9 protein-coding genes are annotated in these 10,054 nt (G+C 61.2%); 6 read left to right on the forward strand and 3 right to left on the reverse strand.

Annotated features, from left to right (window positions below; translation table 11 throughout):
• Positions 1-12 precede the first annotated feature (12 nt).
• From ACTJLA_RS09150 to ACTJLA_RS09160, 3 genes are read left to right on the forward strand one after another with little or no spacing between them, the layout of a single operon-like run.
• A complete protein-coding gene (locus tag ACTJLA_RS09150; RefSeq protein WP_034125510.1) occupies positions 13-1,821 on the forward strand; it encodes a sensor histidine kinase in 1,809 nt (602 codons plus the stop codon).
• The gene (locus ACTJLA_RS09155) at positions 1,818-3,203 is read left to right on the forward strand and encodes a sigma-54-dependent transcriptional regulator (RefSeq protein ID WP_034125509.1); all 1,386 of its coding nucleotides are present in this window, start codon (positions 1,818-1,820) and stop codon (positions 3,201-3,203) included. The genes ACTJLA_RS09150 and ACTJLA_RS09155 overlap by 4 nt, the downstream gene beginning before the upstream one ends.
• A gap of 26 nt (positions 3,204-3,229) precedes the next feature.
• A complete protein-coding gene (locus tag ACTJLA_RS09160) occupies positions 3,230-3,685 on the forward strand; it encodes a thioesterase domain-containing protein (RefSeq protein WP_440841053.1) in 456 nt (151 codons plus the stop codon).
• Between the two features lie 127 nt (positions 3,686-3,812).
• On the opposite strand, the gene cysQ is transcribed toward ACTJLA_RS09160, so the two are convergent.
• Both cysQ and nudE read right to left on the reverse strand, forming a co-directional pair.
• Positions 3,813-4,649, reverse strand: a complete 837-nt coding sequence (gene cysQ / locus ACTJLA_RS09165) for a 3'(2'),5'-bisphosphate nucleotidase CysQ (RefSeq protein WP_440841054.1) — start codon at positions 4,647-4,649, stop codon at positions 3,813-3,815.
• Positions 4,646-5,212, reverse strand: a complete 567-nt coding sequence (gene nudE, locus ACTJLA_RS09170) for an ADP compounds hydrolase NudE (protein WP_014716485.1) — start codon at positions 5,210-5,212, stop codon at positions 4,646-4,648. The genes cysQ and nudE overlap by 4 nt, the downstream gene beginning before the upstream one ends.
• An 87-nt stretch (positions 5,213-5,299) precedes the next feature.
• Here nudE and yrfG point away from each other — a divergent pair, with 87 nt between their 5' ends.
• Positions 5,300-5,965: a GMP/IMP nucleotidase gene (gene yrfG, locus ACTJLA_RS09175; RefSeq protein ID WP_057975362.1), complete on the forward strand. Its 666-nt coding sequence runs from the start codon at positions 5,300-5,302 to the stop codon at positions 5,963-5,965.
• 127 nt (positions 5,966-6,092) lie between these two features.
• Here the strand turns inward: yrfG and lysM are convergent, their stop codons facing one another.
• Complete coding sequence (lysM, locus tag ACTJLA_RS09180; RefSeq protein WP_032894105.1) at positions 6,093-6,533, reverse strand: peptidoglycan-binding protein LysM; 441 nt, start codon at positions 6,531-6,533, stop codon at positions 6,093-6,095.
• A gap of 242 nt (positions 6,534-6,775) precedes the next feature.
• Here lysM and fdhD point away from each other — a divergent pair, with 242 nt between their 5' ends.
• Positions 6,776-7,615 (forward strand): formate dehydrogenase accessory sulfurtransferase FdhD, encoded by an 840-nt coding sequence (gene fdhD / locus ACTJLA_RS09185; RefSeq protein ID WP_089042069.1) that lies wholly within the window; start codon positions 6,776-6,778, stop codon positions 7,613-7,615.
• Entirely contained in the window at positions 7,612-9,960 is a 2,349-nt protein-coding gene (locus ACTJLA_RS09190) for an FdhF/YdeP family oxidoreductase (protein WP_440841057.1), read from the forward strand. Before fdhD ends, ACTJLA_RS09190 begins: the two co-directional genes overlap by 4 nt.
• Positions 9,961-10,054 lie beyond the last annotated feature (94 nt).

Here is a 10,054-nt window from a genome sequence, read left to right on the forward strand (position 1 = left end):
GGCGCGACTTCCATGACCCCACCCCTTCCGCGAAGACCCCGCTGGCGCAGCCTCGCCCTGCTGGCTCTGTGCCTGGCACCGCTGTTGTGGCCGCTGGAGCATTTGGCCGAGCGCTATTACCGCAGCGAGCTGGCCGGGCAAAACCGCCAGACCCTCGACCTCTACGTCGCCAACTTGCTGGGCACCCTGCATCGCTACGAAATACTGCCGCAGATCCTCGGGGACTTACCGGCCCTGCGCACTGCATTGGGCGCGCCCCACGTCAGCACCCACCTGGTCAATGCCAACCAGTTGCTCAAGGACGTCGCCGCCCAGGCCGGGGTAGAGGTGATGTATCTGATGGACACCACCGGCAAGACCCTCGCCGCGTCCAACTGGGACAAACAAGACAGCTTTGTGGGGCGCAACTTTTCCTTCCGTCCGTATTTCAGCGAAGCCATGGCCGGGCGCCTCGGACGGTTCTTCGGCCTGGGCACCACCTCGGCCAAGCGCGGCTACTTCTTCGCCGCCGCGGTGCGTGACGGCGATACCATCATCGGCGTGCTGGTGGTGAAGGTCGACCTGGACCACACCGAAAGCCTGTGGGGCAATACCCCGGAACAATTGCTGGTCACCGACCACAACGGCGTGGTGATCCTCACTTCGCGCCCGCAATGGCGATTCCGCGCCACGCGGCCACTGACCGCCGAAGAACGCCAGGCCATCATTGCTATCCAGCCCTACCCCACCCGCGACCCGCAGCCGTTGAGCCTCAGCAGCAGCGCTTGGCTGCGCCAGTCCACGGCTATCGCCGAGACCGGCTGGAACGTGGAAATCCTCGCGCCGCGCTCGCTGATCAACCGTCCGGTGCGCACGGTCGTCGCCGTGGGCGGTGCCACGTTGTTGGTGCTGATGCTGTTGCTGGGGTTGCTGATGCAGCGCCGCCGGCACTATCTGGAACGCATCGCCTTCGAAGCCAAGGCCCGCCGCGAGTTGGAAATGCGCGTGGCCGAGCGTACCAGCGACCTGGAGGGCCTTAACCGGCGCCTTAAACAGGAAGTGCTGGAGCGCGAGCATGCCCAGCAAGAACTGGTGCGCGCCCAGGATGATCTGGTCCAGGCCGGTAAACTCTCGGCGCTGGGCACCATGTCGGCGAGTATCAGCCATGAATTGAATCAGCCACTGGCGGCGATTCGCAGCTATGCCGAAAACGCCGAGATCCTGCTCGACCATGAGCGCACCAACGATGCCCGCGGCAACCTCAAGCTGATCAGTGAATTGACCGGGCGTATGGCCTCGATCATCGCCCACTTGCGCGCCTTCGCCCGCCGTGACCGTCACGCGCCGGAGAGCGTGGCCCTGCAACCGGCACTGGATGACGCCCTGGCATTACTGGCCAAGCGTCGGCGTTCGATGGAGGTGGAGTTGATTCGCGACTTGCCAGAGGCGACCTTGTGGGTGCAGGCCGGTGAAACCCGTCTGCGCCAGGTGCTGGGTAACTTGCTGGCCAATGCTCTGGACGCCCTCACCGAAAAAGGTCCGCCACGCAGACTCTGGCTGAGTGCCGAAACCACGCCCCAGGGCGTCAACCTGTACATTCGCGACAATGGCCCGGGCTTTTGCATGGAAGCCCTGGGCCGCGCCAGCGAGCCGTTCTACACCACCAAGACGCGCACCCAGGGCCTGGGCCTGGGCCTGGCGATCTGCGACACCCTGATGCGCGCCTTCGGCGGCGAACTGTTGTTCGCCAACCACAAGGAGGGCGGCGCGCTGTTAACCTTGAAATTGCGCGCCGGCTCGCCGGGCGTCAGTCTGCAACCGTCCGAGGACCGCAGTGTATGAGTATCGACAACTCGATTCAGGTGGTATTGATCGACGACGATCCACACCTGCGTCAGGCCCTGTGCCAGACCCTGGACCTGGCCGGCCTGAAAGTCCTGCCCCTGGGAGAAGCCAACGGGCTCACCGCACGCCTGTCCCGCGACTGGCCGGGCGTGGTAGTCAGCGACATTCGCATGCCCGGCATGGACGGCCTGGAACTGCTGGCTGAACTGCACGGCCAGGACCCCGACCTGCCGGTGCTGCTGATCACCGGCCACGGCGACGTACCGCTGGCGGTGCAAGCCATGCGTGCCGGCGCCTATGACTTCCTGGAAAAACCCTTCGCCAGCGACGCGCTGCTCGACAGCGTGCGCCGTGCCCTGGCCCTGCGCCGGCTGGTGCTGGACAACCGCAGCCTGCGCCTGGCTCTCAGCGACCGCCAGCAACTCAGTACGCGCCTGGTAGGGCACTCGCCACAGATGTTGCGCCTGCGCGAGCAAATCGGTGCACTGGCCGCGACCAAGGCCGATGTGCTGATCCTCGGCGAAACCGGGGCAGGCAAGGAGGTCGTCGCCCGCGCCCTGCACGACCTCTCAAGCCGACGCAGCGGCCCGTTTGTGGCGATCAATGCCGGAGCACTGGCGGAATCGGTGGTGGAAAGCGAACTGTTCGGTCATGAACCCGGCGCGTTTACCGGCGCGCAAAAGCGCCGCATCGGCAAGTTCGAGTTTGCCAATGGCGGCACGCTGTTTCTGGATGAAATTGAAAGCATGAGCCTGGATGTACAGGTCAAGTTGCTGCGCCTTTTACAGGAGCGCGTCGTGGAACGCCTGGGTGGCAATCAGTTGATCCCGCTGGATATCCGCATTATCGCCGCCACCAAGGAAGACCTGCGCCAGGCCGCCGACCAGGGCCGTTTCCGTGCCGACTTGTATTACCGCCTCAATGTGGCGCCGCTGCGCATTCCCCCGCTACGGGAACGGGGTGAAGATGCGCTGATGCTGTTCCAGCACTTCGCCGACGAGGCCAGCAGCCGCCACGGCCTGCCCTTGCACGAACTGCAACCGGGCCAGCGCGCGCTTTTGCTGCGCCACAGCTGGCCAGGCAATGTGCGGGAACTGCAAAACGCCGCGGAGCGTTTCGCCCTCGGCCTGGAGTTGGCCCTGGATAACACCCAGGACCACCCCGCGGCCGGTGTGCTGACCTCCACACCCGGAGGCCTGAGCGAGCAAGTCGAACAGTTCGAAAAAAGCCTGATCGCCGCCGAACTGACCCGCCCCCACAGCTCTGTGCGCAGCCTCGCCGAAGCCCTGGGCGTACCGCGCAAAACCTTGCACGACAAACTGCGCAAACACGGCCTGAACTTCGCCGACAGTGCCGGCCAGAGCGCCGATGACGAATGACATCGTCCACCTACAAAGAGGCCGCCATGAGCCGTGATAGCCGTTACCTGGAATCCATCCTCCACCACGACATCCCACTCACCCGGGAAATGGGCCTCAGGGTGCTCGACTGGCAACACGACCAACTGCAACTGCACCTGCCCTTGCAAGCCAATATCAACCACAAGAGCACCATGTTCGGCGGCAGCCTCTACTGCGGCGCGGTGCTGGCGGGTTGGGGTTGGCTGCACCTGAAGCTGCGTGAAGCCGGGATTGAAGACGGACATATCGTGATTCAGGAAGGGCAGATCAGCTATCCGCTGCCAGTAACGCAGGATGCGACGGCCATTTGCGCAGCCCCAGAAGAAAAAGTGTGGAAGCGTTTCTTGGCGACGTACAAGCGTTACGGGCGGGCGCGGTTGGCGCTAGAGACGTGGGTTGCGAATGAAGGCAGTGCAGAGCGTGCCGTTGTCTTTACTGGCCAGTATGTCCTGCATCGCTAGCAGCCACTCCATAAAACTAATGTGGGAGCTGGCTTGCCTGCGATAGTGATAGATCAGCCAATACCTGTATGACTGACACTCCGCCATCGCGGGCAAGCCCGCCCCCACATCTTGCTCTGCAGTGGCCTTAAGATCTGGCCAGAGTCAACAGCCGCTCACGCCACGCCGCCTTGGCCGGCAACGCCAGAAAGAACGGGTTCAGTAACGACTTCCGCGCCGGGTAACTGAACGGCTTGCCATTCAACTCCAATACTTCACCCCCCGCTCCTTCCAATACACCCTGGGCCGCTGCGGTATCCCACTGCGAGGTCGGCGCCAGGCGCGGATAACAATCGGCACTGCCCTCGGCTAATAAGCAAAACTTCAACGAGCTGCCGATATTCGCCAGTTTCAACTCGCCCAAGCCTTCACTGAGGCCATTGAGCAGGCGCTCCTGCTCAGGGCTGGTATGACGACGGCTGGCCACCACCGTAAAGGCCTCACCCGAGGCCGGGGCCTGGCGTACTTGAATCTGCTTGGGCGCTGCATTGACGTCCGACCGCCAAGCCCCCAGGCCCGCGCCGCCGAAGTAGCAACGGCCAGTGGTCGGTATCGACACCACGCCGAACACCACGCGGCCCTGTTCGATCAATGCAATATTGACGGTGAACTCTTCACTGCCAGAAATGAATTCCTTGGTGCCATCCAGAGGGTCTACCAACCACCAGCGCTGCCAGCCGGCACGCACGCTCTGATCGATATCGGCGTCCTCTTCAGACAGCACTGGAATGCTTGGGTCCAGCGCGGTGAGGCCTGCGAGAATGAGATGATGGGCAGCCAGGTCGGCAGCCGTCACGGGAGAATCATCCGCCTTGGACGTCACGGCTACCTCGGCACGCCAGTACGGCAGGATGGCTTCACCCGCCTGCCGAGCCAGTTCAATGACCGGTGCGATAAACGGGTGGCCTAAAAACAGTTCGCTCATGCGGTGAACGCTCCACGCTGGGTCAACAGGTCTCTCACCAGATACAGCGCAGCCAGGGCGCGACCTTCGCTGAACTGCTCGTTTTGCGCCAGCGCCGACAGCTCACGCAGGTTGACCCGGTCTACCCGCATTGGTTCGGGCTCATCACCTTCAAGACGCTCTTCGTAGAGATCGGTAGCCAACACCACCTGGATCTTCTGGCTCATATAGCCGGGCGACAATGACAGCTCGGTGATGTGCTCCAACTGCCGTGCACCGTAGCCGGCCTCTTCCTTGAGTTCGCGGTCTGCCGCTGCAAGCACGTCTTCGCCGGGCTCGATCAGGCCTTTGGGCAACGACAATTCATATTCGTCAGTGCCACCGCAGTATTCTTCCACCAGCACTGCATGATCTTCATCGATCATCGCCACAATCATCACGGCGCCATAGCCCGTGCCACGCCCGACAAGACGCTCATAGGTCCGCTCAACGCCATTGGAAAAGCGCAATTGCACTTCCTCCACGCGGAACAAACGGCTACTGGCGACTATTTCGCGGGCGAGGACAGTGGGTTTCTGGCGCATAAACGGCTCCTTGGCGTGATCGGGTTACTATACCGTGGCTTTTCCGATTGTCTGTGTCGGATATTTTTACTTACATGAGACCCCACCATGCCCTCTCTGCCCTGGCACGCCATCGACACCGTCCTGCTGGACATGGACGGCACCCTGCTCGACCTGCATTACGACAACCACTTCTGGATGGAACACCTGCCGCAACGCTATGCCGAACTGCACGGCGTAAGCCGAGCCATGGCCGAGATGGAGTTGCAGCCACTGTTCGAGCGTAACGCCGGACAATTGCAATGGTATTGCCTGGATTTCTGGAGCGCCGAGCTCAAGATCCCGGTGCGCGAACTCAAATTGGAAACCGCCCACCTGATTGCCCTGCGTCCGGATGCCGATACCTTCCTGGCGGCGATCAAACAGGCCGGCAAGCGCGTGATCATGATCACCAACGCTCATCGTGATTCGCTGTCATTGAAGTTGGAGCGCATTGAACTGGCGCCGTATTTCGAGCGATTGATTAGCTCTCACGACTACGGTTTCCCCAAGGAAAACCCGCAATTCTGGGAGGCCTTACAAGCGGATATCCACTTTGACCCGGCCCGTAGCCTGTTTATAGATGACACTTTGCCGATCCTGCGCAGTGCCCGGGATTTCGGCGTGGGACATTTACTGGCAGTGAAAGAACCTGATAGCAAAAAAGGCTCAAAGGACACCGCAGAATTTGCGGCCGTCGGGGATTATCGAGAACTCATTACCGGGCTTATGTAGGAGCGAGCTTGCTCGCGAAAAACGTCAACGATAACGCGTGCTTCCTGGGTAAACGCAGTGCCTGTGAGTTTTTCGCGAGCAAGCTCGCTCCTACAAAAGGGCGAGCTTGCTCATTTTATCCTGCGTATTACTCAGGGATGCGCAGCGTCTGGCCTGGGTAGATCTTGTCCGGGTGCGACAACAGTGGCTTGTTAGCCTCGAAAATCTTGTTGTACTTATTCGCGTCGCCATAGACCGTTTTAGAGATTGCGCTGAGAGTGTCACCGCTTTTCACAACAACAAAGCGTGAAGCCACCACGACTGGACCACTGACAGTAATCTGGTCATCCACACTTGCCACGCCGGCAATGTTGCCCAGCGCCAACAGGATCTTTTCTTTCTCTTCCTGCGTGGCCACTTCACCGGTCACTGTGACCTTGTCGCCATCCACCGTGGTCTGCACGTTTGGATTACCCAGCCCCACCTTGCTCACATGCTCCTTCAACTGCTCACTGGCGTTCGCATTACCCGGCGTCAACAGGTCGACAATCTTTTCGCCGGCTTCTTTGATAAAGCTAAAAATACTCATGGTGCGCTCTCCTTGGGATTTAATTTCCAGATGCCCAAGACTAGACCAGTCCTGCCGACTTGGGTTCCAGACTGGCTAAAGACTCAAAAGTATCGCAATCACCCCTGCCTGGAATAAGCCCGACTAAAACGCGGGTGAACCTTGATCGACGCCCTCTATCAATAGATCAATACAGGCGATTAGACGCGACCCTTTGTCGCGCCTAGTCTAATCACTGATCAATCCGCCGGTGGTACTGCCCCATGAACGCCAAGCGCCCTCACTGCGCGGCGCCCGCTCTCGAATCGACCGCGCCCGTCGCCAGCCAGAGCTATCACTATTGCAATCTTGAACACACTGAATTCGCCAGCACTGCGCTGGCCGAAGAGGTGGCGTTGGCGATTGCCTACAACGATATCAGCCAGGCGGTGATGCTGGTGACGCCTACGGACCTGGAAGACTTCATTGTAGGTTTCAGCCTCGGCAGCGGCATTATCACCGACGTTAACGATATTTATGACCTGAAAATCAGCGGTTCGGGCGCAGCCCAGTACGCCCAGGTACAGGTGTCCAGCCGTGCGTTCTGGAACCTCAAGCAGCAACGCCGCCAATTGGCGGGCACCAGCGGCTGCGGCCTGTGTGGCGTGGAAGCGGTAGAGCAAGCATTGCCCGACCTCCAGGTACTGCCCGGCGCGCCCTTGCCGCCGGCGCAGTGGCTCGACGGCCTGCGCCAGCGTATCAGCGCATTCCAACCCCTGGGCCAGCACAGCGGCGCCGTGCATGCGGCGGTTTTTATGAACAGCCAGGGGGAATTGCTGATGGGTCGCGAAGACATCGGCCGGCATAACGCCCTGGATAAACTGATTGGCGCGTTGATCCGCCAAAAGATTCCGACCGACGGCGGCCTTGCGATTGTTACCAGCCGCTGCAGTCTCGAATTGATTCAGAAAGTCTTGCGCGCGGGTATCCAGACCCTGGTCAGCCTGTCGTCGCCCACCGGCCTGGCCCTGCAGTGGGCACGCCGGCACAACCTCAACCTCATCCACCTGCCGCAAAAAAGCGCGCCACGGGTCTATAGCCCTGCGATGGAGCACCAGCCATGAGCCTTCACCACCAAGCCGACCAGACCCCCACCCCACGCTACAAGCCCTATAAAGGCCCAGCCGGTGGCTGGGGCGCCCTGATCAGTGTGGCGCAAGCCTGGCTGACCAGTGACAACGCCCTCAAAAACCTGCGCATGATGCTCAAGACCAATCAGAACGGCGGCTTCGACTGCCCGGGCTGCGCCTGGGGCGACTCGCCGGAAAGCGGCATGGTCAAGTTCTGCGAAAACGGCGCCAAGGCGGTCAACTGGGAAGCCACCAAGCGCCGCGTCGATGCGGCCTTCTTCGCCAAGCACAGCGTCACGGCGTTGCTGGAGCAAAGCGACTACTGGCTGGAGTACCAGGGCCGCCTGACGGAGCCAATGCGCTATGACGCCGAGAGCGATCGCTACCTGCCCATCAGTTGGGATGCAGCGTTCGATCTGATCGGCAAGCACCTCAACGCGCTGCCCAGCCCGAACATGGCCGAGTTCTACACCTCGGGCCGCGCCAGCAACGAAGCCGCCTACCTGTACCAGTTGTTCGTACGCGCCTTTGGCACCAACAACTTCCCGGACTGCTCGAACATGTGCCACGAAGCCAGCGGCGTAGCCCTGGCGCAGAGTGTCGGCGTGGGCAAAGGTACCGTAACCTTTGATGACTTCGAACATGCCGATGCCATTTTCGTCTGGGGCCAGAACCCCGGCACCAACCACCCACGCATGCTCGAGCCGCTGCGCGAAGCGGTGAAACGCGGCGCTCAGGTGGTGTGTATCAACCCGCTGAAAGAGCGCGGCCTGGAGCGCTTCCAGCACCCGCAACATCCGCTGGAAATGCTCACCAACGGCGACAAGCCGACCAACACCGCCTACTTCCGCCCGGCGCTGGGTGGCGATATGGCTATCTTGCGTGGCATGGCCAAGTTCCTGCTGCTGTGGGAACGCCAAGCCCTGGCCGAAGGCAAGGAAGCGGTGTTCGACCACGACTTCCTCAACGAGCACACTGCCAACGTCCTGGAATACCTGGGTCAGATCGACGACACCTCGTGGGAGGAGATCGTCGAGCAGTCCGGCCTGACCCTGGTGGAGATCGAGCAAGCGGCACGCATGTACGCCAAAGGCAAGAGTGTAATCATGTGCTGGGCGATGGGGATTACCCAGCACCGCCACTCGGTGCCGACCATCCAGGAAATCGCCAACCTGATGCTGCTGCGCGGCAATATCGGCCGCCCAGGTGCCGGGCTGTGCCCGGTGCGTGGCCACAGTAACGTACAGGGCGACCGCACCATGGGCATCAACGAACGCCCACCGGTGGCGTTTCTGGACGCGCTGGAGCGTCGTTTCCAGTTCCAGGTGCCTCGCGACAATGGCCATAACGTGGTGGAAGCGATTCACGCCATGCTTGAAGGCCGCTCCAAAGTCTTTATCGGCCTGGGCGGTAACTTTGCCCAAGCCACGCCAGACAGCACGCGCACCTTTGAAGCGCTGCGAAATTGCGACCTGACCGTGCAGATCAGCACCAAGCTCAACCGCAGCCACCTGATGCACGGTAAAGATGCGTTGATCCTGCCGTGCCTGGGCCGCACCGACATAGACATCCAGGCCGACGGCCCGCAAGCGGTGACGGTGGAAGACTCGTTCAGCATGGTCCACGGCTCCAACGGCCAACTGCAACCGCTGTCGAAACTGATGAAGTCCGAGCCGGCGATCCTGGCGGGCATTGCTGCCGCCACCCTGGGCAGCAAGCCCGTGGATTGGAACTGGCTGGTGGCCGACTACGGGCGCATCCGCGACCTGATCGCCGACACCATCCCAGGCTTCAAGGACTTCAACGAGAAGATCAAGCATCCAGGCGGCTTCTATCTGGGCAACTCCGCCGGCGCACGGCGCTGGAACACTCCATCAGGTCGCGCCAACTTCCGCCCGAACATCTTGCCCAAAGACCTGATCCACGAACGCACCCACGCCACGGGCCGAGTGCCGGACCTGATCATGCAGTCGATGCGCTCCCATGATCAGTACAACACCACCATCTATGGCCTGGACGACCGTTATCGCGGAGTCAAAGGCCAACGTGACGTGCTGTTCGTCAACGAAGCCGACATCATCCGCCTGGGCTTCAAGCCGGGGCAGAAGGCAGACATCGTGTCGCTGTGGGAAGACGGTCGTGAGCGCCGCGTGAAGGGTTTTACGCTGCTGGCATTTGATATTCCGGCGGGGCAGGCGGCGGCTTACTACCCCGAAGTGAACCCGTTGGTGCCGTTGGAAAGCACTGGCGACGGTAGCCATACGCCAACGTCCAAGTTTGTTGCGATTCGCTTGGAAGCGGCGAGTGACAGTGGGTTGATCATGGCGCGCTCGGCCTGACTCGATCCGAGATATGTGTTGCTTGAACTAACGCTTTCGCGGGCAAGCCCGCTCCCACACTGGGATGGGTTCACCATTGAGACTGTGTGGACCG

It is taken from the genome of Pseudomonas sp. 22072, assembly GCF_052046095.1.
Classification (GTDB): Bacteria; Pseudomonadota; Gammaproteobacteria; order Pseudomonadales; family Pseudomonadaceae; genus Aquipseudomonas; species Aquipseudomonas paracarnis.

Excerpts from the sequence above, each read along its gene's own strand:
- fdhD (WP_089042069.1), top strand. The coding sequence starts at position 6,776 with ATGAACGCCAAGCGCCCTCACTGCGCGGCGCCCGCTCTCGAATCGACC.
- nudE (WP_014716485.1), bottom strand. The coding sequence starts at position 5,212 with ATGCGCCAGAAACCCACTGTCCTCGCCCGCGAAATAGTCGCCAGTAGC.
- yrfG (WP_057975362.1), top strand. The coding sequence starts at position 5,300 with ATGCCCTCTCTGCCCTGGCACGCCATCGACACCGTCCTGCTGGACATG.
- cysQ (WP_440841054.1), bottom strand. The coding sequence starts at position 4,649 with ATGAGCGAACTGTTTTTAGGCCACCCGTTTATCGCACCGGTCATTGAA.
- ACTJLA_RS09190 (WP_440841057.1), top strand. The coding sequence starts at position 7,612 with ATGAGCCTTCACCACCAAGCCGACCAGACCCCCACCCCACGCTACAAG.
- ACTJLA_RS09150 (WP_034125510.1), top strand. The coding sequence starts at position 13 with ATGACCCCACCCCTTCCGCGAAGACCCCGCTGGCGCAGCCTCGCCCTG.
- ACTJLA_RS09160 (WP_440841053.1), top strand. The coding sequence starts at position 3,230 with ATGAGCCGTGATAGCCGTTACCTGGAATCCATCCTCCACCACGACATC.
- ACTJLA_RS09155 (WP_034125509.1), top strand. The coding sequence starts at position 1,818 with ATGAGTATCGACAACTCGATTCAGGTGGTATTGATCGACGACGATCCA.
- lysM (WP_032894105.1), bottom strand. The coding sequence starts at position 6,533 with ATGAGTATTTTTAGCTTTATCAAAGAAGCCGGCGAAAAGATTGTCGAC.